Below are 26192 nucleotides of genomic sequence, written 5' to 3' on the forward strand. Positions count from 1 at the left end.
TCAGGCCGAGGGCACCTTGTAAAGGGCGAGCACATTCTCGTCGGCCGCGACATAGGAATCCGGCGTCCGCATGCTCAATGTGCACATCGCGGCCCACAGACATTGCAGCTCGGTCGCATCCAGCACGACGGCTGCCGCCCTGACCACGTCAATCCAACGCCTATCCAGCATTCCCGGACAAGATTCACCGGCGAGCAAGATCACCGGCTCTCCGAGACTGCCGCGCACGACTGCGGTCACCGACGCTCCCTGCACGAAGAGCACGTGCAACTCCTCTCGCCAGGGCGCAATTCACGACCCGCTCCGGAATCGCCCGATGATATCGGGAAGCATCGCTCTTTTTCGGCCCATTCCGCAGAACAGCCCGAAGCGAACACATGGTCGAGCCGTGCGCGGACATCCTCGGCGGCATCCCCTCCACGCCGCGCGCCCACTCGGGCCGAGGGACGCCGCCTCGCCGTGCCGCCGCACCGCCGGGCCTCCGTGATGGCCGGATGCGGACGCCTCCCGGCCTCGCGGGAGCACGGATATACGGAAGGAACACGACATCCTGCGCGTGTCGCCGTAATCGCCGGGCTACGGAGCGAGGTCCACCCTTCCACCGCACTCCCGGCCGTGTGAGACTGGCGTTCCGTCCGCAGTGCGGGCTCCCTCCGCACCGTCCGTCCCCCACGAGAAGTGCGCCGTGCGTGATTTTCCCCTGCCGCTCGCGCTCACCGCGCGGCTGAGCCCGATCGTCGTGCTCGCCTGCGCGGGCTGGGCGCTCACGTCCGGTCCGCTCGCCGCGGCACCGGCCGCCGACCACAAGGCGGCCCCGCAGCAGCAGTCCGCGAGCAACTCCACCTCGCCCTCGGCGCCCTCGTCGACGGCGGTGTCCAAGACGTACGCCTCCGCCCCCGCGCCGTGCGCGAGCATCGCCACGAAGAGCGTCAAGTCCCTTGTGCCGGGTGCCAAGACGGCCGGCAAGGAGATCCCCTCCACCAACGCGAAGGCGCGCCGCACCTGCTCGTGGAACGCGCTGGAGGGATACGACTACCGCTGGCTCGACGTGTCATTCGAGATCATGCAGTCGGACGCGGCGGCGCAGAAGACCTACCAGGAACGGACCTCGGAGAAGAGCGGCGGAGGCCCCGTCCCCGGACTCGGCGACACGGGCTACTCGGTGGTGAACCTCACCACCGAGGACAAGCAGCAGACCCGCGAGGGCACGGTACTGGCCCGCGTCTCCAACGCCCTCGTGGTGGTCACCTACAACGGCAGCGACTTCGAGACGAAGAAGGCGCCCGCCACGGACGAGATCAACACCGGGGCGATCAAGGCCGCCAAGGAGGCGGTGGCCGCGCTGCAGAGGGGTCAGCAGGGCTGACCCGCCCGCGGCGCGGCCCGCGCCGCCGGTCAGGCGGTGGCCCGTTCCCGGCTCCTCGTCAGCATCAACAGCAGGTACAGCACCATGGCGGTGCCCAGGCCCACCGCCCAGCCGTAGTCCGCGAGCGGCTTCAGCGCGGGGATCGGCCGGCCCTCGACCAGCGGGTGGAAGTCGGCGCCGCCGACGGCGAGGACGCCGCCCGCCACGAACGCCACCACGGCCCGCCAGTTCCAGCCGCCCGCGTACCAGTAGCGCCCGCCCGCGCGGTACAGGTCGGCCAGGTCGAGTCTGGAGCGGCGCAGGATCCAGTAGTCGGCGATGAGAATGCCGGCGACCGTGCCGAGCAGTCCGCCGACCAGGCCGAGCCAGGTGAAGATGTAGCCCTGCGGATCGGCGTAGAGCTTCCACGGGAAGATCAGCACGCCCAGGACGCAGGTGGCGAGGGCGCCGGCCCGGAAACCGACGTGCCGGGGCGCGATGTTGGAGAAGTCGAAGGCCGGTGAGACCAGGTTGGCCGCGATGTTCACCGACAGCGTCGCCACCAGCACCGTGACCAGCGCGTAGAGCAGACCGACCACGTTGTCGGTCTTCGCCGCCAGCTGTACCGGGTCCCAGACCGGCTTGCCGTAGACCGCCTGCGAGCCGGAGGTGACCAGCACGGACAGGAACGCGAACAGCGTCATGGTGGTCGGCAGGCCGAGCGCCTGGCCCCAGGTCTGGGCCTTCTGGCTCTTTCCGTACCGGGTGAAGTCCGGGATGTTCAGCGACAGCGTGGACCAGAAGCCGATCATGCCCATCAGGGAGGGCGCGAACAGCGTCCAGAAGTCCGGTCCCCAGCCCAGCCGGGACGGCTGGCCGAACAGCGGGCCGAAGCCGCCGGCCTTGCTGCTCATCCAGCCGAGCATCACGAACGCGCCGACGAGGACGAACGGCGCCGCCCAGTTCTCGAACCGGCGGATGGTCTCCATGCCCCGGTAGATGACGGCCACCTGGATCGCCCAGAAGAGCGCGAACGACAGCCACATCGTCCAGGCGTGACCGCCGACCCGGGCGGCATCGGACCAGCTGTTCCCGATGAGCTTCCCGGCGAGGAAGAAGATCGCCTCGCCGCCGATCCAGGTCTGGATGCCGAACCAGCCGCAGGCCACCAACGCCCGTACGACGGCGGGCAGGTTGGCGCCGCGTACCCCGAAGGAGGCGCGGGCGAAGACCGGGAAGGGGATGCCGTACTTGGGTCCGGCGTGGCCGGTGAGCAGCATCGGGACCAGCACGATCACATTGGCCAGGGCGATGGTGAACACCGCCTGCTTCCAGTCCATGCCGACGGCGATCAGACCGGAGGCGAGGGTCCAGGAGGCCGTGTTGTGGGCCATGCCGACCCACAGTGCGGAGAAGTTGTACGTGGTCCAGGTGCGCCGGGCGACGGGGACGGGCAGCAGGTCCGCGTTGGCGTAGGGGCCGCTGGGCGGCGGAGTGCCGGGGGCGATCTCCACGCGCCCGTCGGAGAGGGTGTGCTGGGCGGACGACGGTATGGCCGTGGGAGCGGTGTCGGTCATGGGCAGCCCAATCAAGGGGGTCCGGAGGATCAGGAGTTGACGGCGGGGATGACCTTCTCGCCGTACGCGTCGATGACGGCCTCCTGCGCGTCGTGCATGTCGTACACGGCGAACTGGTCGACGCCGAGGGCGCGCAGGGCGTTCAGTTTCTCGATGTGCGCCTCGGCCGGGCCGATGACGCAGAACCGGTCGACGATCTCGTCGGGCACGAACTCGGTGTCCGGGTTTCCGCTGCGCCCGTGGTGGGCGTAGTCGTAGCCGTGCCGGGCCTTGATGTAGGCGGTGAGTTCGTCGGGGACGGCGGCGGAGTGCTCGCCGTACTTGGCGACCAGGTCGGCGACATGGTTGCCGACCATGCCGCCGAACCAGCGGCACTGCTCGCGCGCGTGGGCGAGCGCCTCGGGCGAGTCGTCGGCGGTGACATAGGCGGGCGCCGCGACGCAGATCCTCACCTCGGACGGGTCGCGTCCGGCCGCGGCCGCCGCGTCCTTCACCGCCTTCACCATGTACTCGGTCAGGTACAGGTCGGCGAGCTGGAGGATGAACCCGTCGGCCTCCTCCCCGGTCATCTTCAGCGCCTTGGGGCCGTAGGCGGCCATCCAGACGGGGAGCCGGGCGTCCGGCTTGATCCACGGGAACCTGACGACCGTTCCGCCGCCGAGGTCGGCCTCCTGGCCGCTGCCGAGGGCGCGGATGACCTTCATGGCCTCGCTGATCCGGGCGAGGGTGTTGGGCTTGCGTCCCGCCACGCGCATCGCGGAGTCGCCGCGGCCGATGCCGCACACCGTGCGGTTGCCGAACATGTCGTTGAGGGTGGCGAAGGTGGAGGCGGTGACCTCCCAGGTGCGGGTGCCCGGGTTGGTCACCATCGGACCCACCGTCAGTTTGCGCGTGTTGGCGAGGATCTGGCTGTAGATGACGAACGGCTCCTGCCACAGCACGGCCGAGTCGAAGGTCCAGCCGTGGGTGAAGCCGTTGCGCTCGGCCCGCTTCATGAGGCTGACGACGCGGGAGGCCGGCGGGTCGGTCTGCAGGACGAGTCCGAAGTCCATGTGCGCCACTCCTAGGTGAGGTACTGACAGGTCGAACGCGGGGTGTAGACGCCGTGTCCGGCGCGTCCGGTGTACTCGCGCTCGGTGACGACGGGCTCGCCGCGCGAGAGCACGGTCTCGACCCGGCCGGTGACCCGCCGGCCCTCGTAGGCCGAGTAGTCGACGTTCATGTGGTGGGTCTCGGCGGACAGCACCTGCTCGGCGTGCGGGTCGTAGACGACGACGTCCGCGTCGGCACCCGGGGCGATGGTGCCCTTCTTCGGGTACAGGCCGAACATGCGCGCCGGGGTGGCGCAGGCGATCTCGATCCAGCGGCGGCGCGAGATGTGCCCGTCGACGACGGCCTGGTGGAGCAGGTCCATGCGGTTCTCGACGCCCGGCAGACCGTTGGGGATCTTGGAGAAGTCGCCGCGCCCGAGCTCCTTCTGGCCCGTGAAGCAGAACGGGCAGTGGTCGGTGGAGACCACCTGGAGGTCGTTGGTGCGCAGGCCCTGCCACAGCTTGGCCTGGTGTTCGCGCGGCCGCAGCGGGGTGCTGCACACGTACTTGGCGCCCTCGAAGTCCGGCTCGGCGAGGTTGTCGGTGGACAGGAACAGGTACTGCGGGCAGGTCTCGCCGAAGACGTTCAGCCCCTCGTCGCGCGCCCGGGCCAGTTCGGCCACGGCCTCCGTCGCCGAGACGTGGACGACGTACAGCGGGGCGCCGGCGACCTGGGCGAGCCTGATGGCGCGGTGGGTGGCCTCGGCCTCCAGGAGCGCCTTGCGCACCTCCCCGTGGAAGCGCGGGTCGGTCTCGCCGCGGGCCAGGGCCTGTTCGACGAGGACGTCGATGGCGATTCCGTTCTCCGCGTGCATCATGATCAGGCCGCCGTTGTCGGCGGAGCGCTGCATGGCGCGCAGGATCTGGCCGTCGTCGCTGTAGAAGACGCCCGGGTAGGCCATGAACTGCTTGAAGGAGGTGACGCCCTCCTCGACGAGGAGGTCCATCTCCTTCAACGTCTCCTGGTTCACATCGGAGACGATCATGTGGAAGCCGTAGTCGATCGCGCAGTTGCCCTCGGCCTTGGCGTGCCAGGCGTCCAGGCCCTCGCGCAGGGAGTGGCCGACGCTCTGCACCGCGAAGTCGACGATCGTGGTGGTGCCGCCCCAGGCGGCGGCCCGGGTGCCGGTCTCGAAGGTGTCGGAGGCGAAGGTGCCGCCGAACGGCAGTTCCATGTGGGTGTGGGCGTCCACTCCGCCCGGGATCACGTACTTCCCGGTCGCGTCGATGGTCCGCTCGGCCGTGAAGGCCTCGGCGGCCGGGGTGCCGGAGGCGGCGAGGGCGGCGATGCGGCCGTCCTCGATCAGGACGTCGGCGTGGATCTCGTCGGAGGCGGTGATGACGAGGCCGCCACGGATGACGGTACGGCTGCTCATGGTGCTCCTTCTCCTGCGTGGACGCTCCGGCGTCGTACGGGCGGGACAGTGCGGTGCGTGCGTGGCCGGCCGCCCCCGTACGGCCGGTCCGGGGGACGGGGCACGGCCCCGCGCCCCTCGCGGGGCGCGGGAACCGGGCCCGTCACGGAGCGGTCAGCGGCGCGTACGCGCCCGGCGCGCGGTCCCGGTAGAACTGCCAGCGGTCGCGGACCTCGCGCAGCTTGGCCAGGTCCAGGTCGCGCACGACCAGTTCGGTCTCCTTGTCGCTCGCCACCTCGCCGACGAACTGCGCCTCCGGGTCGACGAAGTACGACGTCCCGTAGAAGTCGTTGTCGCCCAGCTCCTCGACGCCCACCCGGTTGATCGCGCCGACGAAGTACTCGTTGGCGACCGCGGCGGCCGGCTGCTCCAGCTGCCACAGGTAGCCGGACAGGCCGCGGGAGGTGGCCGACGGGTTGAAGACGATCTCGGCGCCCGCGAGCCCGAGGGCCCGCCAGCCCTCCGGGAAGTGCCGGTCGTAGCAGATGTACACGCCGATCCGGCCGACCGCGGTGTCGAAGACGGGCCAGCCGCTGTTGCCGGGCCGGAAGTAGAACTTCTCCCAGAAGCCCTTGACCTGGGGGATGTGCGTCTTGCGGTACTTGCCGAGGTAGGAGCCGTCCGCGTCGATCACGGCGGCCGTGTTGTAGAGCACGCCCGGCTGCTCCTCCTCGTACATCGGCAGCACGAGGACGAGGCCCAGTTCCCGGGCCAGGGCCTGGAAGCGCCGCACGACGGGCCCCTCGGGGATCCGCTCGGCGTACGCGTAGAACTCGGGGTCCTGCACCTGGCAGAAGTACGGACCGTAGAACAGCTCCTGGAAGCACAGGACCTGGGCGCCCTGCGCGGCCGCGTCGCGGGCCGCCTGCTCATGCGCCTGGATCATCGACTCCTTGTCGCCGGTCCAGGCGGTCTGGAAGAGGGCGGCTCGGATCACTCTGCTCATCGGGACCTCCACTCGTTCGGTGTGCGGCGAGCGTAGGAAGCCGGCGGGCCCGGTTCGAGGTGCACCGTGTCACGTCCGCGCGGGTGCGGCGTGCCACGGTGTCACTCTGGCCCGGTCCCATGTTTCACCGCCGTTTCCCCAGGTCGTTCAGCGTTTCCCCGCGGTGGCGCGGCGCCGGGTCACTCCTGCTGCGCGTCGTGAGCGAGGAGCGCTATGTGCACCGAGGCGGCCTGTTCGAAGTCGTCGAGGTCCACCCCGAGCCGCGCCTGTATGGCCTCCAGGCGGCGGTAGAGGGCGGGCCGGGAGACGTGGTGGAGCTGGGCGGTGCGGGACTTGTTGCGGCCGGTGGCGAGATAGGTCCGCAGCACGGGCAGCAGGTCGTCGTCGGCCGCGCACAGCAGCCCGTCCAGCTCCCGCTCGGCGAAGGACTGCACGTGCGGGTCGTCCCGCAGCAGCCGGATCAGGCCGCGCAGGTGGACGTCCTTCAGCCGGACGACGGCCGGCAGGTCGAGGGCGGCGGTGGAGTCGGCCACGGCCCGGGCGACGTGCCGGGCCTCGCGCAGCCCGGCGGGCACCTCGTCCCAGGCGGTCCGGGCGTCCGCGGCGGCGACGACGGTGCGGACCGTCTCCGGCCGGCCGCGCAGCCGGGCCGCGAACAGCTGCGTGAGGGCGTCGGCGTCCTGGTCGCGGGCCAGGCTGAGCAGGACGGCCGCGGTCCCCTCCGCCAGTTCGGCGGCGAGCCCGGACAGACCGAGGAGCCGCAGCAGCCGGTCGAGGTCGGCCGGCTCCGCGTCCCGCACGACGAGCGGGACGAAGGTCCGGCGGTTGACCGGCAGCCCGGCGGCCCGCGCCCGCGGCAGCAGCTGCCGGGCCGGTACGACACCGCTGACCAGGTCGGTCAGCAGGCTCCGCGCCGACTGCTCCTCCCAGGAGCGGGACGCGCCGCCGCCGAGCATCCGGTGCAGCACGAGGGCCTCGGCGGCGCGGTCGGCGAGCAGCCGTCCGGTGGCGGTGTCGCCGCGGTAGCCGCACAGCAGGATCCGGCCCCAGCGCTCCCCGCGGCCGCCCAGTTCGGCGCGGATCCAGCCGTCGCCCTCGCTGCCGCCCGCCTGCCGGGCGATGCGCTCCCAGTCGCGCAGCACGTCGTCCACGGCCGGCCGCTCCCCCGCCGTGGCGAGGACGCGGTGGGCGAGGTTGGTGACGACGACCGGGCACGCGCTGTGCGCGGCGACCTCGTCGAGCAGCCGCTGCAGCGGGGCGCCCGCGGTGATGAGCGCGGTGAGCGCGGTGCGTACGGCCTCCGACAGGCTGACGGCCGCGAACTTGCGGCGCACCAGCCGGGACTGCACCTCCTCGGTCAGCTCGGCGAACGGGAAGGGCCGGTGCAGCACCACCATGGGCAGCCCGCAGCGCTCGGCGGCCCGGCGCATCACGTCCGGCGGCGCGGGGAACGCCCGGCCGAGGCCGAGCACCACGGCGGCGGCCTCCGCGCGGTGCAGGGACCGGATGTACTCGGCCTGCTTGTCCTCGTCACCGGCGAGCAGGACGCCGGTGGTCAGGACCATCTCGCCGCCGCTGAGCATCACGCCGACGTCGGGGGCCTCGGCGACGTGCACCCAGCGCACCGGCCGGTCGAGCTGACCGGCGCCGGCCACCACCTCGGGCTCCCCGGCGAGGACCCGTTCCAGGGTGAGGACCCGGCGGACCGACAGGACGGGCTCCGGGGGTTCCGGAGGCTTCGGGGCCGGCACGAAGGCCAGGGGCCGCGCCGCCCCGGGGCGGCCGGGCTCCGGCGGCCTCAGGGGTTCCGAGGCGGTGGTCATGGCGGTGTTCCCTTGCTCGGAGCTGTGCTCGCGGCCGGTCACCGGACCGGCCGCCCGTGCTACTGCGCGCTCCGCAGCGCGCCTTCGAGGATCGCGGCGCCCTCCTCGGCCTCCGCGACGGTCAGGGACAGCGGTGGGGCGATGCGCAGGGCGCTGGTGGTGTGGCCGCCGCCCTTGCCGATGAGCAGTCCGTCCGCACGGGCCGACTCCAGGACGGCGGCGGCCGCCCGCGGGTCGGCCTCGTCGGTGCCCGGTCTCACCAGTTCGACGCCGATCATCAGCCCTCGCCCGCGGACCTCCCGCACACCGGGCAGCTGCGCGGCCACGGACCGCAGCCGTTCGATGAGCAGCCCGCCGACCCGCCGGGCGTTGCCCTGGAGGTCGTGGTCGAGGAGGTACGTGAGGTTGGCGAGCCCCGCCGCCATGGTGATCTGGGTGCCGCCGAAGGTGGAGATGCTGTTGGCGTCCAGGCAGTTCATGATCTCGCCGCGGGCGACGACCCCGCCGATGGACATGCCGTTGCCGATGCCCTTGGCGAAGGTCAGCATGTCCGGCGGGCCGCTCCGTCCGTGCGCCTGCCAGCCCCAGAAGTGGTCGCCGGTGCGGCCCCAGCCGGTCTGCACCTCGTCGGCGATCCAGAGGATGCCGTGCTCGCGCAGCACGTCCCGGAAGGCCGCGTACAGGCCGTCGGGCGGGGAGGTGAAGCCGCCGACGCCCTGGACGGGCTCGGCGATCAGGGCCGCGGGCGGGCGGGTGTGGCCGAGGAGGTCCTCGAGGTCGTCCACGCAGGCCGCGATGAAGGCGTCGTCGTCGAGCTCGGCGAACGGGCCGCGGGTGCGGACTCCGCCGTGCACGTACAGCGTCTGCAGCGGGGACAGGGAGGTCGGGGACCAGCCGCGGTTGCCGGTGATGCCGACGGCGCTGAAGGAGCGGCCGTGGTAGCTGTTGCGCATGGCCAGGATCGTGTTGCTGCGCCGGTACGCCGTGGCGAGCAGCAGCGCGGTGTCGTTGGCCTCGGTGCCGGAGGTGGTGAAGAAGACGCGGGCGTCCGGGATGCCGCTCAACTGGGCGATACGCTCGGCCAGTTCGACCATCGGGCGGTTGAGGTAGAGCGTGGAGGAGTGCAGGATCCGCCCGGCCTGCTCGGTCACCGCCTTGGTCACCTCGGGCAGCGCGTGCGCGGTCATCGTGGTGAGGATGCCGCCGAAGAAGTCGAGGTAGCGCCTGCCGTCCGCGTCCCAGACGTGGCGGCCCTCACCGTGGGTGATCTCGATCGGGTCCTCGTAGTAGAGGGCGAGCCAGTCGGGCAGGACGGCCCGGTGGCGGGCGTACAGGTCGCTCACGGCCGCACCAGCCCTTCGTAGGCGTCGGGGCGGCGGTCGCGGTAGAAGGCCCACTGCTGGCGCACCTCGTCGATCAGGTCGAAGTCGAGGTCGCGGACGAGGAGTTCCTCCTTGGAGTCGTCGGCGACGTCCCCGACGAACTGGCCGCGCGGATCGACGAAGTACGACGTCCCGTAGAAGTCGTTGTCGCCGTACTCCTCCTGGCCGACGCGGTTGATCGCGGCGACGAAGTACTCGTTGGCGACGGCGGCGGCCGGCTGCTCCAGCTGCCAGAGGTGGGCCGACAGGCCGCGGTGGGTGGCGGAGGGGTTGTACACCAGCTGGGCGCCGTTCAGGCCGAGTTGCCGCCAGCCCTCGGGGAAGTGGCGGTCGTAGCAGATGTACACGCCGATCCGGCCGACCGCGGTGTCGAAGACGGGCCAGCCGAGGTTGCCGGGTTTGAAGTAGTACTTCTCCCAGAAGCCCTTGACCTGCGGGATGTGGTGCTTGCGGTACTTGCCGAGGACGGTGCCGTCGGCGTCGATCACGGCGGCGGTGTTGTAGTAGAAGCCCGGCTGCTCGACCTCGAACACCGGGACGACGATCACCATGCCGGTCTCGCGGGCGAGGTCCTGCATACGGCGCACGGTCGGGCCGTCCGGGACGGGCTCGGCCCAGCGGTAGTGCTCCGGCTCCTGGACCTGGCAGAAGTAGGGCGAGTTGAAGACTTCCTGGAACCCGATGATCCCGGCGCCCTGACGGGCCGCCGCTCGGGCGTGCTCCTCGTGTTTCGCGACCATGGACGCGGTGTCGCCGGTCCAGGTGGCCTGGACCAGGGCCGCACGGACGACGTTGGCCATGAGCTGCTCCTTCGACGGTACGTCAGAGCTTCTACGCCCGTAGAGGAGGCCGTAGAGGGACGAACGTAAGCCCCTGGGACGGCCTTGCCAAGACCATCGTCGTCAACCCGCTGAGTCGATCACGTTTCACACTCCTGTGGGTGAGTGAGGGGGTGAGTGACGGGGCTGGTGGGGCGCCCGATGCGGTGGGCGGGTGCGCCCGGGTGGGGCATCGCGGCGCCCGTCACGTGGCGAAGCCCGCGACCCGCAGGGCGTGCACCAGATCCCAGTGCCGCTCGTCGGAGACGCCCCGGGCGGCCTCCAGCAGCAGCGGGACGAGCCGCTGCGGATCGCCCTCGACGCTGCGGGCCGCCTCCTCGGGGGCGCGCACGCGCACGTAGGCGTCGAGCAGGGCGCGCGCCTCACGCCGGCGCCCCCCGCCGACCAGGCCGAGCACGGCCTCGCCGATCTCGGCGGCGGGCCGCGCGACACCCTGCCGCACGATCTGCCGGCCGTCGCCGGCGCGTCCGGCCGCGACCAGCGCGTCGGCCGCGGCGACTACCCGGTCGGCGGGCAGCGAGGCGGCCTCCCACAGCAGGGTCGCCCAGTCGGCGCCGAGGCCGGCGCGCTCCAGCTCGGCGGCGAGCAGCGGGAGCCGGGCGGCGGGCCAGTGGGCGGCCTCGATCAGCACGGCGTGCGCCTCGCCGGTACGTCCCTCGCCACGCAGCCGCGCCAGCGCCGCGACCGCCCCGGCGACGGCCTGCCCGGCTCCGGCGTCCACCGGTTCGGTCCGCGGCCGCGCGGCCTCCGCCGCCTCGGGGCCGGCGGCCCCGGCGAACCGCGCACCGCGCGGGCCGCGGCGGGCCGCCGCGGCCGGGGCGGGCGCCGGCACCAGCCCTGCTTCCGGCGGCACGCCCTCGGCGACGGCCTCTTCCTCGGCCATCCCGGCGAACCGCGCACTCCCCCGACGCCGCTTCCGCCCCACGCCACCAGCCGTCTCCGCCCGGGCGGCGCCGGTGCCGGCCGAAGCGGGCTGCCCTGTGCCATCGGCTCGCGCCGTGCGGCCCGCGGGGTCCTGGGCGGGGGCGATGGCACCGGGGGCGGGACCTGAGGCACCCGCGCCCGGAGCTACGGCACCGGGGGCACGCCCCTTAGCGCCCGCGCCCCGAGCGACTGCACCGGGGACACGCCCCGAGGCGTCCGCGACGAAGCCCACGACGTCAGGGTCAGGAGCCACGGCACCGGCAACGCGCCCCATGGCGTCCGCGCCCGCGTCCATGGCACCGCGGACCCGACCCGAGACGTCCGCGGCGGGATTCGTGCCGTCCGCCACCGGGGCCACGACACCGGGGACACCCCCCACAGCGCCCGCACCGGAGGCCGTGGCGCCCGGCGTGCGACCTGAGGCACCCGGGACGAGGCCCGAAGCATCCACGGCGGGACCCGAGGCGTCCGTGACGAAGCCCGGGGCGCCGGGGTCGGGAGCCCTGGTCCCGGTCGCCGGCGTCGTATGTCGGGGCAGCATGGTCAGCCGGGCCCGGAGTTCGGCGCAGCGGGCTGTCGCGCGGGTGTGGTCGTCGTGGGCCCAGGCGAGATCGGTGCGCAGGGCGTCGAGTTCGTCCTGGGTGGCCGCGTCGGTGAGGCGGCGGCTCAGCAGCGCCTGGTGCTCGGCCGCGTACCGCTGCCGGCGGAGCATCGCGGCGAGACGGTCGGCCAGCGCCTCCCGGCCGCCGGGCCGGGCGTCGTACGCGGCGAGCGCGGCGGCGTGCGCCGCGCGGGCCCGTTCCCGCTCGGACACCGCCTCGGCCGGACCGTGGTGCGCGGCGAGGTCCTGCAGCAGCGCCTCCAGCACGTCCCACGGCGGCACCTCACGGCCGTCGAGGCAGGCCCGCATCCCCTCCGGATCACGCTGCCAGAACACGCCGCACCAGCCGCCGCCCTGATCCAGGCGCGCCAGCAGGCCGTTCAGATAGTTCGCGAACTCCCGCACACGGCCCGGGAGTCGGTCCACAGTCATCGCTCAACTCCCGCCAGGCCGGAGCACTTTGGTTCCGTAGCGAACACCAGTCGTGTTACGGGGCCGCTACGGACAGTTTTCGGCGGGCGTAATGGGAGCTCCGCGGGCACGGAACGCAACCGTGACATCACACCGCGAGGGGCGTCACAACCTCGCCGGGCCGTACGCCGGCCCGGCGCCGAGTGCGGGCGGGAGCCGCCAGTGGGAAGGGGCCGGACCCGGGCCGCGGGTTTCTGCACATGCCTTCCTCAGGAACCCGTGTCATCGTGGCATGAGCGACCCCCAGCCGGGTTACCCGGCCCCGGCACGTCGTCAGCGCAGGAAGGGAAACGATGACCAGCGGCTTCATCGGCCCGGAGGGCGACCCCTTCGGCGAATTCCTCGCCCGCTTCTTCGGCGGACCGCGCCCCGGTCCCCGGCAGATAGACATCGGCAGGCTGCTCAGCCAGCCCGCCCGGGAGCTGGTGCGCGGCGCGGCGCAGTACGCCGCCGAGCACGGCAGCCGGGACCTGGACACCCAGCATCTGCTGCGGGCCGCGCTCGCCACCGAGCCCACCCGGAGTCTGCTCAGCCGGGCCGGCGCGGACCCCGACTCGCTCGCCATGGAGATCGACGAGCGGTCCGGCCCGGCCCAGGTACCGCAGGGCGAGACACCTCCGCCGACCTCCCTCTCGCTCACCCCGGCCGTCAAGCGCGCCCTTCTCGACGCGCACGACATGGCCCGTGCGAGCGGGGCGGGATACATCGGCCCCGAACACGTCCTGAGCGCGCTGGCCGCGAACCCCGACTCCGCGGCCGGGCACATCCTGAACGCGGCCCGGTTCTCCTCCGGCGGCGCGCCCGAGGCGCCGGAGGCCGCGCAGCCGCGCTCCGAGCGGCAGCGCGCCACCTCCACGCCCACCCTCGACAAGTACGGGCGGGACCTGACCGACCTGGCCCGGCAGGGGCGCATCGACCCCGTGATCGGGCGGGACATGGAGATCGAGCAGACCATCGAGGTGCTCTCCCGCCGGGGCAAGAACAACCCGGTGCTCATCGGTGACGCGGGCGTCGGCAAGACCGCCATCGTGGAGGGTCTCGCGCAGCGCATCGCCGACGGCGACGTGCCCGACGTACTGACCGGCCGCCGGGTGGTGGCCCTGGACCTGACGGGCGTCGTCGCGGGCACCCGCTACCGGGGCGACTTCGAGGAGCGCCTCAACAACATCGTGGGCGAGATCCGCGACAACTCCGGGCGGCTGATCGTCTTCATCGACGAGCTGCACACCGTCGTCGGCGCGGGCGCGGGCGGCGAGGGCGGGGCGATGGACGCGGGCAACATCCTCAAGCCCGCGCTGGCCCGCGGCGAGCTGCACATCGTGGGCGCGACCACGCTGGAGGAGTACCGGCGGATCGAGAAGGACGCGGCGCTGGCCCGCCGCTTCCAGCCGATCCTGGTGCCCGAGCCGTCCGTCGCGGACGCCCTGGAGATCCTGCGCGGCCTGCGCGACCGCTACGAGGCCCACCACCAGGTCCGCTACACCGACGAGGCGCTGACGGCCGCGGTGGAGCTGTCCGACCGCTATATTTCCGACCGCCGGCTGCCGGACAAGGCGATCGACCTGATCGACCAGGCCGGCGCCCGGGTGCGGCTGCGCGCCCGGACCAAGGGCACCGACGTACGGGCCATGGAGCGCGAGGTCGAGCAGCTCTTCCTGGACAAGGACCAGGCGGTCGCGGACGAACAGTACGAGCGGGCCACGCAGTTGCGTGACCGCATCACCGACCTGAAGCGGCAGATCGCCCAGGCCAGCGGGGACGAGGAGGCCGACGAGGGGCAGAACCTGGAGGTCACCACCGAGGCCATCGCCGAGGTGGTCTCCCGGCTGACCGGCATTCCGGTGAGCAGCCTGACCCAGGAGGAGAAGGAGCGCCTGCTCGGCCTGGAGCAGCACCTGCACCGGCGGGTCGTCGGGCAGGACGAGGCGGTCGGTGTGGTCGCCGAGGCGGTGCTGCGCTCGCGCGCCGGGCTGGCCAGCCCGGACCGGCCGATCGGCAGCTTCCTGTTCCTCGGCCCGACCGGCGTCGGCAAGACGGAGCTGGCCCGGGCGCTCGCCGAGGCGCTGTTCGGCAGCGAGGACCGCATGGTGCGGCTGGACATGAGCGAGTACCAGGAGCGGCACACGGTCAGCCGGCTGGTGGGCGCGCCGCCCGGATACGTCGGGCACGAGGAGGCCGGGCAGCTCACCGAGGTGGTGCGCCGGCATCCGTACTCGCTGCTCCTCCTGGACGAGGTGGAGAAGGCGCACCCGGACGTCTTCAACATCCTGCTGCAGGTCCTCGACGACGGCCGGCTGACCGACGCCCAGGGCCGCACGGTGGACTTCACCAACACCGTGATCGTGATGACCAGCAACCTCGGTTCCGAGGCCATCACCCGGCGCGGAGCCGGGATCGGCTTCGGGGCGGGCGGCGCCGAGGCGGACGAGGAGGCGCGGCGCGAGCAGATCCTGCGCCCGCTGCGCGAGCACTTCCGGCCGGAGTTCCTCAACCGCATCGACGAGATCGTCGTCTTCCGCCAGCTCAGTCCCGAGCAGTTGCGGCAGATCACCGATCTGCTGCTGGAGCGGACCCGGCGGATGCTGCACGCGCAGGGCGTCGCCGTCGAGTTCTCCGACCCGGCCGTCGACTGGCTCGCCCAGCGCGGTTACCAGCCCGAGTACGGGGCCCGTCCGCTGCGCAGGACCATCCAGCGCGAGGTGGACAACCGGTTGTCGCGGCTGCTGCTGGACGGACGGGTCGCCGAGGGCAGCCGGGTCACGGTGGAGGTGGCGGACGGACGGCTCACGTTCCGCACCAACGGGGCCCAAGGGCAGGAGGGGCAGGACACGGCGCCGACCGCCGACACGCCCTGAGAGGTTCGACGCCGTCGGACGCCGAAACGCCCTGAGAGGTTCGGCGCCCGGCGGCGTCCGCGCTGACGAAGTCCGCGCCCGACGACGTCCGCCCCCGCCCGGTGACGGGGGGCGGACGCCTCAGGCGGTCACTGCGCCGGCCGCACCACCATCGCCGAGCCGCCGCCCCGGCGCACCTTCTCGGCCGCGGCCAGCCACTCGCCGTTCGGCAGCCGCTGCACGCCCGTGGCGGCGCCGATCTCGGGGTTGAGCTTGAAGGAGTGCCCGATCGCCTCCAATTGTGTGCGCAACGGGCTGTCGTAGAGCCCTGGTTCGAGTTCGGTCTGGGCCGCGTTGCGCTGGCTGGCGCGGGGCGCGGCGATCGCGTCGGCCAGCGGCAGCCCGCGGTCGAGGAACCCGGTCAGGGTCTGCAGCACGGTGGTGATGATGGTGGCCCCGCCCGGCGAACCGAGCGCCACCACCGGCCGGCCGGCCTTGTCCAGCACGATCGTCGGCGAGATCGACGAGCGCGGCCGCTTGCCCGGGCCAGGCAGGTTCGGGTCGTGCACCGCGGGGTTGGCCGGGGCGAAGGAGAAGTCCGTCAGCTCGTTGTTGAGCAGGAAGCCGCGGCCGGGCACGGTGATGCCGCTGCCGCCGGTCTGCTCGATGGTGAGGGTGTAGGAGACGACGTTGCCCCACCGGTCGGCGACCGTCAGGTGCGTGGTGTTCTCGCCCTCGTACGTCGTCGGGGCCGCCTTGCCGCCCGTGGCGCAGTCCGCCGGGTGGCGCGGGTCGCCCGGGGCGACGGGGCTGGTGAGGACCGCGTCGTCCTTGATCAGGCAGGCCCGCGAGTCGGCGTACCGCTGCGACAGCAGCTCCTTGGTCGGTACGTCCTCGAAGGCGGGGTCGCCGACCCAGCGGCCCCGGTCGGCGAACGCGATGCGGCTCGCCTCGATGTAGCGGTGCAGGTACTGGGCCTCGGTCGCCTTCGAAAGGTCCGTCCGCTCCAGGATGTTGAGCGCCTCGCCGACGGTGGTGCCGCCGGAGGAGGAGGGTGCGATGGAGTAGACGCCCAGGCCGCGGTAGGACGTCCTGGTGGGCGCCTGGTACTTGGCGCGGTAGGCCGCGAGGTCCTTCTCGGACAGCTTGCCGGGGCGGGCTTTCCAGCCGGAGGCGGGGTCCACGGGCGGGTGTTCGGCCGTGTCGACGATGTCGTCGCCGAGGTCGCCGTGGTAGATCGCGCCGACGCCCTTCCTGCCCAGCTCCGCGTAAGTCCGGGCCAGGTCGGGGTTCTTGAAGGTGGAGCCGACGACCGGGAGCCTTCCGTCCGGCAGGAACAGGCGGGCGGTGTCGGGGAAGTAGCGGAACCGGGTCTCGTTGGACGCGGTCTGGGAGCGGAAGGTGTCGTCGACGGTGAAGCCCTCGCGGGCTATCCGCTCGGCGGGCTTCAGGACGGTGCCGAGCCGCCGGGTGCCCCATGCGTCCAGGGCCGCCTGCCAGGTGGCGGGCGTGCCCGGTGTTCCGACGCTCAGGCCGCTGCTGACGGCGTCGGCGAAGGCGAGCGGCTTGCCGTTCTCCAGGAAGAGGTCGGAGCCGGCGCTCAGCGGTGCCGTCTCGCGGCCGTCGACGGTGTGCACCGTGCGGGTGCGGGCGTCGTAGTAGACGAAGTAGCCGCCTCCGCCGATGCCGGAGGAGTACGGCTCGGTGACGCCGAGGGCGGCGGCGGTGGCGACGGCCGCGTCGACGGCGTTGCCGCCCTTGCGCAGCACCTCGATGCCGGCCGCGGAGGCGTCCGCGTCGACGCTCGCGACGGCGCCCCCGTAGCCGACGGCGACCGGGACCTTCTCCACCGGTCTCGTCCGCCCGGCGGGAGGCGCCGTCGCCCCCACCGACAGCACGGCGGCAGAGACCGCCAGGACCGCGAGCTTCCGTGCGACAGGGCGACGCATCCGCACCTCCAGTCAGAGACCGTCCCGGCAGCCTAAACCATTGCCATGCCCTCGTCAGGAGGGTCCGGAACGGGGTCGCGCCCGAACCGCTACCATGCGCGGCCATGAACGACGACGTGCGTAACATCGTCCTGGGTGTGATAGCCGCCGGCATCTCCGCAGCGCTCGGCTGGCTGGCCCGCACCTACCTGTGGCGGCGCAAGCTGCGCCGCAAGCAGGCCTTCTTCGGACTGCCCGACAACGCCGAGTCCCTCCTGGTGGTCAACCGCGACGCGGGCGGCCCCGAGCTGACGGTGACGCGGCGCGACGTGTTCGCCCTCCTCGAACTCTCCGCCCTCATCAAGGACTGTCACGCGAACGCCCAGGTCGTCGCGCACGACGCGGCCCAGCAGGGCTTCGGCGAGCGCACCGAGTTCTGCGTGGGCGGGCCGGCCTCCAACCGCCGGATGGCGGCACATCTCGCCTCCCTGCTGCCCGGCATTCGGGTGAATACCGAGGCCGAGCCGGGGCCGGAGCGCGGGGCCTTCCAGATCGGCGGCGAGCGCTACCGGCTGGAGCGGGGCCGCAGCGAGTACGTGCTGCTGGCCCGGCTGACCGCCGGGGAGCGCCGCGAGGCGCGGCCGGTGTTCCTCTTCTGCGGCCAGCGCGCGATCACCAACCAGGCCGCGACCCGCTATCTCGCCCGCAACCACGAGCGCCTGGCCCGCAAGTACGGCACGAACACCTTCGTGCTGCTGCTGAAGGTGGTCAACTCGCAGGCGTACGGCCCGGACGTGGTCGAGCTCGTCGCGGACGTGACCCGCCCGGCGCAGGCGCCGCTGCCGGTCCCGGCGCAGACCCGGACCTCGCACCGGGCGGCGAACTGAGGTCGCCGGCCGTCCCCCGCGGACACCCGATCAACACTTCAACAAGCTTTACCCGTACGTAACTTACCGACGGGTTACTTCCGGTAAGGGTCCGAGGTTACCGTCGGGTCACTTTGCACTGACACGAGTGAGGAGTGATCCGTGGGAACCGACCGCAAGGCCCTGCGCACGACCGCCGCGGGCGCCGTCTCGGCGGCTCTGATCGCCGGCAGCGCCCTCGGGCTCGCCCCCGCCGCGGCCGCGGCCACGGGCGGCGTCCGCTTCGTCGACATCACCGGCGACGGCGGCACCGTCCTGAAGGCCAACGTCGTCACCCCGGCCGCCGCCGACGGCTCCCGCCACTACCCGCTCGTCGTGCTGCCCACGAGCTGGAGCCTGCCCCAGATCGAGTACCTCGCCCAGGCGCAGAAGCTCGCCGACTCCGGCTACGTGGTCGTCACCTACAACGTGCGCGGCTTCTGGCAGTCCGGCGGCCGAATAGAAGTGGCCGGCCCGCCCGACTGGGCCGACGCGTCCAAGGTGATCGACTGGGCCCTCGCCCACACCCCGGCCGACCCAGGGCACATCGGCATGGCGGGCGTCTCCTACGGCGCCGGCATCAGCCTGCTCGCCGCCGAGCACGACCCGCGCGTCAAGGCGGTGGCCGCGCTCAGCGGCTGGGCGGACCTGATCGGCTCGATCTACTCCGGCCGCACCCAGCACGTCCAGGCGGCGGCCCTGCTCGACGGCACCGCCACCCTCACCGGCCGCGAGAGCCCTGAACTCCGGCAGGTCTTCGACGACTTCTACGCGTCCGACCTGAGCAAGGAACAGGACCTCGTGAACTGGGGGAAGAAACGTTCTGCCGCGACCTACGCCGACCGCCTGAACAAGAACGGCACGGCGGTCCTGCTCGCCAACGGCTGGGGCGACAGCGTCTTCTCGCCCAACCAGTACGCCGACTTCTACGAGCGGCTCACCGGCCCGAAGAGACTGGAACTGCGCCCCGGCGACCACGCCACCGCCGAGCTGACCGGACTGTTCGGGCTGCCCAACGACGTGTGGACCGACACCCGGCGCTGGCTGGACCGCTACCTCAAGGGCGCGGACAACGGCATCGACCGCGAGCAGCCGGTGCAGCTGAAGTCCCGCTCCACGGACGGCTACGAGGGCTACCCGGACTGGAAGTCGGTGGGCGCCGCGCGGCGGAAGTTCGACCTCGCGGGCACGACGACCATCCACGCCAACATCGACTCGGGAGCGGACGGCGGTGTCGTCTTCCTGTCCGGCATCCTCGACCAGGTGGCCCGGACTCCCCCGATCGCGTCGATCCCGCTGCTCCCCCGCCGCTGGGCCGCCGTCTGGCAGTCGGAGCGGTACGCCACCACGCAACGGGTGCGCGGCACCGCGACGTTGCACACGACCCTCACTCCGGCCGCGGAGAGCGGCACGTTCGTGGCCTACCTGTACGACGTGGGCCCGCTCGGCTTCGGCAAGCTGGTCACCCACGCGCCCTACACCTGGCACGGGCGCACGCCCTCGGAGGCGTTCGGAGTGGATCTGCCGCTGTACTCCACCGCCTACGACGTCCCGGCCGGACACCGGCTCGCGATGGTCGTCGACACGGTCGACCCGCTCTACATCGAGCACAACCCGTCCGGCGCGCAGCTGACCTTCTCCTCGCCTGCGGACGATCCGTCGTACGTGTCCGTCCCACTGCGCGAGCAGTGATCTCCGGCTGCCGCCGGCCGGGTATGGCTCTGTGAACTGCTGCCCCCTACGGTCGAGGGCCGTGGGGGGTCCCCCACCCGGCAGCAGCGTCCCTTCCCGGTGGAAACCGGCTGGATCTCCGCCACCACAGGGATGAACGGCACATCCTAGTCGAGGGTCCGACGCGATGGTCCGGTCGGTGTGGAGGAACTCCCCGTGTGCGGTCGGGAGACGGAGCGGGGCGGACCCTTCAGGGGCACCACCAGCCGGTTGATGAGGTGACGTCACGCGGTTCGATCGACGGATCGACGGCCATAACCCGCCCTACTCGCTCTCGGCTGTGTCCTGGCTGCCGCAAACTATCCAGCCCGGAGCGGACTCCGCACTCGACACGCACCCGTGCGGCATAAACCGTATTTACGTCGCGCCGCTGGTCAGGGCCGTACTCGGCCGTGTCCGGGCCCCGGCGTCCCCCGCGTTCCCGGCGGGTGCGCGCCCGGGTTTCTCACGTCTCCGCGGCCTCCGCGTAGACCTGCGACAGCTCCGGCACGCCGCTCACCGCCCATTCCTGACCGGCGGTCACCACGTCGATCTCACGGCCGGAGGCCAGCCGGATGATCGGCGCTCCGGTGGGCAGGATCCGCCAGCCGGCGCCGGGGACGGTGCGCACGACGACCGTGCCGAGGTAGAGTCCGGCGTCGTTGCCGAGCCAGGGCAGTATCTCCGTGTCCTCGCGCCAGCGCGGCAGCAGTTGGTCGAGTGCCTCCAGCGAGGCGACGGAGTCGTCGAGCCGGACGCCCGCCTCGGACGCCTGGGAGCGCAGCAGTTCGCACTCGGCCAGCAGATCGGCCAGACCCTCGCGTCTCTCGGCCGCCCCCTCCCGCTCCTCGCCGCCCTCGGGGAACACCGCGACACCGAAGGCGGATCCGTGCCGCTTGCGCCACCTGCCCAGAAAGGGGATGTCCATGGGCCCCAGCGTGACAGTCGCACCGCTGTGCGCACCACAGGCGCGCGGGCCGGAACGGGTCAGTCGGGCCGGACCGGCTCCAGGGGGCGGCGGGGGACGCGGTCCAGCGTCGCCACCGGGTGCCGTGACGGCCGTACGGGAGCCCGTTCGGCCCGGGGAAGCATGATGGTGCGGGACAGGACGAAGGTCGCGGGAACGGCCGCCGCGGAGGCGAGCAGGGGGGCGAACCGGCTTCCGGCGTGCAGGACGCCGACGATCACGTAGACGCCGGTCGTCGTGATCAGGAAACCGGTCGCGTTGGTGAGCGGGAAGAACAGGAACTTCCGCCAGGTCGGCCGTGTGCGGTAGGTGAACCGGGCGTGCAGGAAGAACGATCCGGTCATACTCAGCGCGAACGCGGCGGTGTGCGCGACGAGATACGGCGACCATGTCAGCAACAGCAGGTAGAACCCGTAGTAGACGGCGGTGTTGACGACACCGACGAGGGCGAAGGCCAGGACCTGGGCAGGTGTCCGGCGCCCGTGCGCGCTGTCCATCGGGACCGTGAGCCGCCGCCCCGCTCAGACGTCGAGGTCCACGACCACCGGGGCGTGGTCCGAGGCGCCCTTGCCCTTGCGCTCCTCGCGGTCGACGTAGGCGTCGGTGACCGCCTTCGCGAAGGGCTCGTTGGCGTAGACGAGGTCGATGCGCATCCCGCGGTTCTTGGGGAAGCAGAGCTGGCGGTAGTCCCAGTACGTGTAGGGGTGCGCGTACTTCAGGGGGCGCGGGACGACGTCGGCGAGGCCGGCCTCGCGCAGGGCGGCCAGGGCGGCGCGCTCGGCGGGCGTGACATGGGTGCTGCCCTCGAACGCGGCGATGTCGAAGACGTCGTCGTCCGTCGGCGCCACGTTGTAGTCGCCGAGGACCGCGAAGGGGCGGCTGCCGGCCGCGTCGCCCGCGACGGCGGCCTTCAGTGCCTCGAACCACCGGAGCTTGTACGCGTAGTGCGGGTGGTCCACCTCGCGCCCGTTGGGCACGTACACCGACCAGACGCGGACCGGGCCGCAGGTGGCGGAGATGGCGCGGGGCTCCTGGACGCCGTCGTAACCGGGGTCGCCGGGCAGGCCCTTGACGACGTCCTCCAGGCCCACCCGGGAGAGCACCGCCACGCCGTTCCACCTGCCGGTGGCGTGGACCGCGGCCTCGTATCCCGCCTCGCGGAGCCGGTCGAAGGGGAACTGGTCCTCGGCGATCTTGGCTTCCTGGAGGCACAGCACATCGGTGCCGCTGCTCTCCAGCCAGTCGAGCAGTCTGGGCAGGCGGGCGGTGATCGAGTTCACGTTCCAGGTCGCGATGCGCATGTCCCACAACCTACCGGGCGGCACCGACAACGCGTCCCGCCCGGCCTCCCTCGCGGCTGTGACCAGGGAATTCGCCTCCCCGGCCATCAGACTTCGGCGGACGACCCCGGCGTCAGCCGCAGGTGCTCCGCGCCGCCCAGGGCACCGATCTGGCGGTCGTAGATCGGGCGGGCGAGGTCGGTGAGCAGAGCGTCGTGGACGTCGTAGGCGCGCTGCGGCTTGACCTCGCGGACGTAGTCGATCACCTCGGCGATCTTGTTCCAGGGGGCCATCACCGGCAGCATCAGCGTCTCGACCGGCCCGCCGGGCACGGTGAGCGCGTCGCCGGGGTGGAAGACGCGGCCGCCGTCGATCAGATAGCCGACGTTGGTGACGCGCGGGATATCCGGGTGGATCACCGCGTGCAGCTCGCCGTGGACCTGGACGTCGAAGCCCGCGGCGGTGAAGGCGTCGCCGTGGCCGACGGTGTGCACGCGGCCGGGGAAGGCCGCGGAGATCTGGTCCGCGACGGACCTCAGGGTCCAGATCTCGGCGCCCGGGTTCGCCTCCAGGGCGGCGCGCAGCCGGCCTTCGTCGAAGTGGTCGGGGTGCTCGTGGGTGACCAGGACGACGTCCGCGCCGACCGCCGCGTCCTCCTCGCTGAACCCTCCGGGGTCGACGACGAGCGTCCGCCCGTCCTTCTCGAGGCGAATACAGGCGTGCGACTTCTTGGTGAGCTTCATCTGATCTCCTTCGAGGAAGTTCCGCCGTCAAGGGCGGGGAGAAATCGAACCCCTGCGGGGCAGGGCAAGGGACGCCGATTCGCCGTCGGCGCGAACCGGCGTCCGTTCACCGACAACCGTCAGGGGCCATCACAAACTGATGGACAAGTATGTGAGCTGTGCGAACCTGCGTGAAGCGGGCGTTCAAGTAGCGCTTCCGTCCGACTGATGCGCAGGCGGCAGAGCTGTCGCGCACGTTCGGGTGCGTGCGGAAGGTCTACAACCTGGCGCTCGCCGCCCGTACGCACCTGGACGCTGCGGGCCGAGCGGATCAACTACAACGCCACGTCGGCGATGCTGACGGCGTGGAACGAGACCGAGGAACTGGCCAACCTCAACGACGTCTCCTCCCGCCGCCGGGGGCAGGCCCCGGCGACAGCCAGGCACAGGCCCCGGCAGCCGGGTGCGGGCCGTCGTGGCCGGCGTCGTCACTCCGTGGGGGTCGTCTCCTCGCGGATCACCTGCTGGGCCACCCGGAAGGCCCTGTTCGCGGCGGGCATGCCGCAGTAGACCGCCGTCTGGAGCAGCACCTCCCCGATCTCGTCCGGGGTGAGGCCGTTGCGCAGGGCGGCCCGGGTGTGGGAGGCGAGCTCGTCGAGGTGGCCGCCCGCGACCAGGGCGCCGAGGGCGACGCAGCTGCGGGTGCGCCGGTCGAGACCGGGCCGGTCCCAGATCTCGCCCCAGGTGTAGCGGGTGAGGAGCTGCTGGAAGTCCCCGGAGAAGTCGTCGGCCTCGGCCAGTTCCCGGTCGACGTGCGCGTCGCCGAGCACCTCGCGGCGCAGCTTCAGGCCGGTGTCGTAGGCGTCCGACCGGTCCGTGGACCGGGGCGGGACGGCCGCCGGGGCGATCTCGGCGACCGGGCCGGCCTGCCGGCGGACGGGCAGGCCGGACCTGGCCGCCGGCGCCACGGCCGCCGTCTGGCCCGTGGTCTGCTCGAAGGCGGACTGCCAGGCGGTGGAGAAGTGCCTGACCAGCAGGTCGGTGACGGCGGCGGGCTGCTCGACCGGGACCAGGTGGGAGGCGCCGGGGACGACCGCGAGGCGGGCGTCCGGGATGCCGGCGACCAGGGTGCGCGCCTCGGCGGGGCCGGTGACCTGGTCGTCCGAGCCGACCAGGACCAGGGTCGGCACGCCGACGCGGGCGAGTTCGGCCCGCGCGTCGAAGGAGGCGAGCGCCTCGCAGGCGGCTATGTAGCAGCCGGGGTCGGTGGTGCGCACCATCTGCACGGCCCAGTCGGTGATCGCGGGCTGGGCGGCGGCGAAGCCGGTGGTGAACCAGCGGTCGGGGGACGTTCGGGCGATGGGGTCGAGACCGTTGGTACGGACGATCACCCCGCGCTGCCGGAACTCGTCGGCCGTGCCGAACCGGGGCGAGGCGGCGATCAGGGCGAGCGAGGCGAGGCGCTCGGGGTGGCGCAGAGCCAGTTCGATGCCGACCGCGCCGCCGAGCGCGCAGCCCGCGTAGCCGACGCGCTGCGCACCGAGTGCGTCCAGGGTGGCGAGCAGCCGGGCGGCCAGGTCGGAGACGGAGGGGGCCGGGTACGCGGGTGCGCCGCCGTGTCCCGGCAGGTCGAACCGGACGACCCGCCACTGCTTCGCCAGCTCCGGGACCTGCCGGTCCCACATGTGCCACGTCGTTCCCAGCGACGGTCCCAGAACCAGTACCGGGGCGTCCTCGGGGCCATCACAGCGGTACTGCAGCGTCGCGGTCGTCTTCTCACTCACTCGGATGACGCTCTCACATCCCACACTTCCGCATGTGCAGGGGTCGCCGCACCGTGCGGATCTCCCCACGTTGTGGCGGAGGTGCGGAGATGTTCGGCGTACGAGCGGCCCCGTCGCACCGTACGGTCGAGGGCGTGCTAGCGGCGTACTCCGTACTTCGGAGGGGGCGTCAGGTGCCCGCCCGGGTGGGCTCGCGGTCCGGGTGCAGGGCGAGTCGCCACACCCGCTGCCAGTCGGCCGGGGGTCTGCTGGGCGGGGTCCCGGGCCGGTGGCGGGGCACCCGGACCCGCAGCGCGCCGGGGACGATCCGGCAGACGACCGGGGTGCGCAGCGGGACGGACTCGCCGTCGATGCCGACCGGCACCGTGGCGGTGTCCGCCTCGACGACGACCTCCGGCGCGGTCAGCCGCCGCACGCCCTGGGATCCCGGGCCGCTCAGCATCCGGGCCGCCTCGGCGGTGCTGCCGACGCTGACGCACAGCACGCCGAGCCGTCCGGAGTCCAGGCTCTCCCGCAGCCCGGGGTGCGCGGTGTCGACGGCACGCCGGTAGGGGTTGTTGCTGACCAGCAGGGCCTGGAGGTCGTCGACGCGGGTCCGTCCGGCGCGCATCCGCAGCCGGGGCCCGTCGTCGCCGGTGAGCAGTCCGGGCAGGGTCTGGAGGGCGGTGCGCAGCTTGTCGTCCCGGTAGGCGGGATCGCTGACCACGGCCGCGTACGCGCCGAAGGAGGCGTTGTTGACGAAGACGCGGTCCGCGGCGAACCCGAGGTCGACGCGGAGTTCGACGCCGTCGGTGAGCGCCTCCAGGGCGGCCGCGGGGTCGTCCCGGTCCAGGCCGAGGTCGAGGGCGAAGTGGTTGCGGGTGCCGGCCGGGATCACCAGGAACGGCAGGTCGTGGGCGGCCGCGATCTCGGCCACCAGGGCCTGAGTGCCGTCGCCGCCGGCCACGGCGAGCAGGTCGGCTCCGTCGCGCACCGCGCGCCTGGCCAGTTCCGCGACGTCCGTGTGCCGTTCCGGGTCCAGCAGGACCACCTCGGCACCGGCCTCCCGGGCCTTCTCGGCCAGGTGGAAGCGCTCCACCTTGCCGCCGCCGGAACGCGGGTTCATGACGATCCAGGGCCGGCGCGGTGCCTCGGCCGTGGCCGGTTCCCGTTCCCGTGAACCCGCGGCGCCCCCGGGGGTGAGGGCGACGCGCGCGGCGGCCAGGGCCAGGGCCCACAGGACCAGGGCGAGGACGGCCGGGCCGAGCATGCCGTGCGCGGCGTAGAGGGCGAGGACCGCCGACGGTACGGCGACGACCAGGGCCGCTCCCAGGGCGCGGACCGCTCCGGTGTGCGCGAGCGTCCACCACAGACCGGCCGCGGTGAGGGCCAGCCCGGCCATGCCGAGCGGCACCCACAGCAGACTCGTGAGCCCGGCGGCGACCAGGGGCACCAGCACGCCGCCCAGCAGGGCGAGCAGCGCCAGCCGCGCCCACACCGCGGGTCTCGTGCGGTGGGCCGCCGTCCGTCCGGTAGCGGGGGCGTGCCTGTCACGCCGGTGCCGCACCTCGTGCTCCTTCTCCGCGTCCTGCCGGGTTGCGCCGCGACGGAGACGAAGGTGCGGCGGGGCCCGTACGCCCCGCCGCACCCTCGTCGGCGCGGTCCTGTC

20 protein-coding genes and 1 pseudogene are annotated in these 26192 nt (G+C 72.6%); 5 read left to right on the top strand and 16 right to left on the bottom strand.

The window, feature by feature from the left end; all coding sequences use genetic code 11:
- Nucleotides 1–264, bottom strand: coding sequence for a hypothetical protein (locus tag ACIQ9G_RS16295; RefSeq protein WP_403609368.1), 264 nt, complete (start codon nt 262–264; stop codon nt 1–3).
- A 421-nt stretch (nt 265–685) separates the two neighbouring features.
- On the opposite strand from ACIQ9G_RS16295, the gene ACIQ9G_RS16300 reads away from it, so the two are divergent.
- Nucleotides 686–1366 carry a hypothetical protein gene (locus tag ACIQ9G_RS16300; RefSeq protein WP_403609371.1) on the top strand — a complete coding sequence of 227 codons (681 nt, stop codon included), beginning with the start codon at nt 686–688 and terminating at the stop codon, nt 1364–1366.
- Between the two features lie 29 nt (nt 1367–1395).
- On the opposite strand, the gene ACIQ9G_RS16305 is transcribed toward ACIQ9G_RS16300, so the two are convergent.
- The 8 genes from ACIQ9G_RS16305 to ACIQ9G_RS16340 all read right to left on the bottom strand — a co-directional run bounded on the left by ACIQ9G_RS16305 (nt 1396) and on the right by ACIQ9G_RS16340 (nt 12375).
- Nucleotides 1396–2922 carry an NCS1 family nucleobase:cation symporter-1 gene (locus tag ACIQ9G_RS16305; RefSeq protein ID WP_403609374.1) on the bottom strand — a complete coding sequence of 509 codons (1527 nt, stop codon included), beginning with the start codon at nt 2920–2922 and terminating at the stop codon, nt 1396–1398.
- 29 nt (nt 2923–2951) lie between these two features.
- Entirely contained in the window at nt 2952–3974 is a 1023-nt protein-coding gene (locus tag ACIQ9G_RS16310; RefSeq protein WP_403609376.1) for a TIGR03842 family LLM class F420-dependent oxidoreductase, read from the bottom strand.
- An 11-nt stretch (nt 3975–3985) separates the two neighbouring features.
- Nucleotides 3986–5389: a dihydropyrimidinase gene (gene hydA / locus ACIQ9G_RS16315; RefSeq protein ID WP_403609378.1), complete on the bottom strand. Its 1404-nt coding sequence runs from the start codon at nt 5387–5389 to the stop codon at nt 3986–3988.
- A 142-nt stretch (nt 5390–5531) separates the two neighbouring features.
- Complete coding sequence (locus tag ACIQ9G_RS16320; protein ID WP_403609380.1) at nt 5532–6374, bottom strand: nitrilase-related carbon-nitrogen hydrolase; 843 nt, start codon at nt 6372–6374, stop codon at nt 5532–5534.
- Nucleotides 6375–6553: 179 nt separating this feature from the next.
- Nucleotides 6554–8197, bottom strand: coding sequence for a PucR family transcriptional regulator (locus tag ACIQ9G_RS16325; RefSeq protein ID WP_403609382.1), 1644 nt, complete (start codon nt 8195–8197; stop codon nt 6554–6556).
- A gap of 59 nt (nt 8198–8256) precedes the next feature.
- On the bottom strand, nt 8257–9540 hold the full coding sequence (locus ACIQ9G_RS16330; RefSeq protein WP_403609385.1) for an aspartate aminotransferase family protein: 1284 nt from the start codon (nt 9538–9540) through the stop codon (nt 8257–8259).
- The gene (locus ACIQ9G_RS16335) at nt 9537–10379 is read right to left on the bottom strand and encodes a nitrilase-related carbon-nitrogen hydrolase (protein ID WP_403609388.1); all 843 of its coding nucleotides are present in this window, start codon (nt 10377–10379) and stop codon (nt 9537–9539) included. The genes ACIQ9G_RS16330 and ACIQ9G_RS16335 overlap by 4 nt, the downstream gene beginning before the upstream one ends.
- A gap of 223 nt (nt 10380–10602) precedes the next feature.
- Entirely contained in the window at nt 10603–12375 is a 1773-nt protein-coding gene (locus tag ACIQ9G_RS16340; RefSeq protein ID WP_403609391.1) for a hypothetical protein, read from the bottom strand.
- Nucleotides 12376–12707: 332 nt separating this feature from the next.
- Here ACIQ9G_RS16340 and ACIQ9G_RS16345 point away from each other — a divergent pair, with 332 nt between their 5' ends.
- Nucleotides 12708–15269, top strand: coding sequence for an ATP-dependent Clp protease ATP-binding subunit (locus tag ACIQ9G_RS16345; protein WP_403609393.1), 2562 nt, complete (start codon nt 12708–12710; stop codon nt 15267–15269).
- A gap of 128 nt (nt 15270–15397) precedes the next feature.
- On the opposite strand, the gene ggt is transcribed toward ACIQ9G_RS16345, so the two are convergent.
- On the bottom strand, nt 15398–17197 hold the full coding sequence (gene ggt, locus ACIQ9G_RS16350) for a gamma-glutamyltransferase (RefSeq protein WP_403609395.1): 1800 nt from the start codon (nt 17195–17197) through the stop codon (nt 15398–15400).
- Nucleotides 17198–17301: 104 nt separating this feature from the next.
- Here ggt and ACIQ9G_RS16355 point away from each other — a divergent pair, with 104 nt between their 5' ends.
- Entirely contained in the window at nt 17302–18063 is a 762-nt protein-coding gene (locus tag ACIQ9G_RS16355) for a hypothetical protein (protein WP_403609398.1), read from the top strand.
- A gap of 141 nt (nt 18064–18204) precedes the next feature.
- A complete protein-coding gene (locus ACIQ9G_RS16360; RefSeq protein WP_403609400.1) occupies nt 18205–19773 on the top strand; it encodes an alpha/beta fold hydrolase in 1569 nt (522 codons plus the stop codon).
- Between the two features lie 484 nt (nt 19774–20257).
- Here ACIQ9G_RS16360 and ACIQ9G_RS16365 read toward each other — a convergent pair whose 3' ends face one another.
- The 4 genes from ACIQ9G_RS16365 to ACIQ9G_RS16380 all read right to left on the bottom strand — a co-directional run bounded on the left by ACIQ9G_RS16365 (nt 20258) and on the right by ACIQ9G_RS16380 (nt 22781).
- Nucleotides 20258–20719 (bottom strand): DUF6278 family protein, encoded by a 462-nt coding sequence (locus ACIQ9G_RS16365; RefSeq protein WP_403609403.1) that lies wholly within the window; start codon nt 20717–20719, stop codon nt 20258–20260.
- 59 nt (nt 20720–20778) lie between these two features.
- Nucleotides 20779–21255, bottom strand: coding sequence for a GtrA family protein (locus ACIQ9G_RS16370; RefSeq protein WP_403609405.1), 477 nt, complete (start codon nt 21253–21255; stop codon nt 20779–20781).
- Nucleotides 21256–21279: 24 nt separating this feature from the next.
- Complete coding sequence (locus ACIQ9G_RS16375) at nt 21280–22059, bottom strand: exodeoxyribonuclease III (RefSeq protein ID WP_403609407.1); 780 nt, start codon at nt 22057–22059, stop codon at nt 21280–21282.
- An 86-nt stretch (nt 22060–22145) separates the two neighbouring features.
- Nucleotides 22146–22781 (bottom strand): MBL fold metallo-hydrolase, encoded by a 636-nt coding sequence (locus ACIQ9G_RS16380; RefSeq protein ID WP_392192553.1) that lies wholly within the window; start codon nt 22779–22781, stop codon nt 22146–22148.
- A gap of 224 nt (nt 22782–23005) precedes the next feature.
- Here ACIQ9G_RS16380 and ACIQ9G_RS16385 point away from each other — a divergent pair.
- Nucleotides 23006–23171 (top strand): annotated as a pseudogene (locus ACIQ9G_RS16385) (helix-turn-helix domain-containing protein); the annotation flags it as partial.
- A 77-nt stretch (nt 23172–23248) separates the two neighbouring features.
- Here ACIQ9G_RS16385 and ACIQ9G_RS16390 read toward each other — a convergent pair.
- On the bottom strand, nt 23249–24544 hold the full coding sequence (locus ACIQ9G_RS16390; protein ID WP_403609410.1) for an alpha/beta fold hydrolase: 1296 nt from the start codon (nt 24542–24544) through the stop codon (nt 23249–23251).
- Between the two features lie 169 nt (nt 24545–24713).
- Entirely contained in the window at nt 24714–26090 is a 1377-nt protein-coding gene (locus ACIQ9G_RS16395) for a diacylglycerol/lipid kinase family protein (protein ID WP_403609413.1), read from the bottom strand.
- Nucleotides 26091–26192 lie beyond the last annotated feature (102 nt).

This window comes from Streptomyces sp. NPDC096152 (genome assembly GCF_044763235.1).
Classification (GTDB): Bacteria; Actinomycetota; Actinomycetes; order Streptomycetales; family Streptomycetaceae; genus Streptomyces.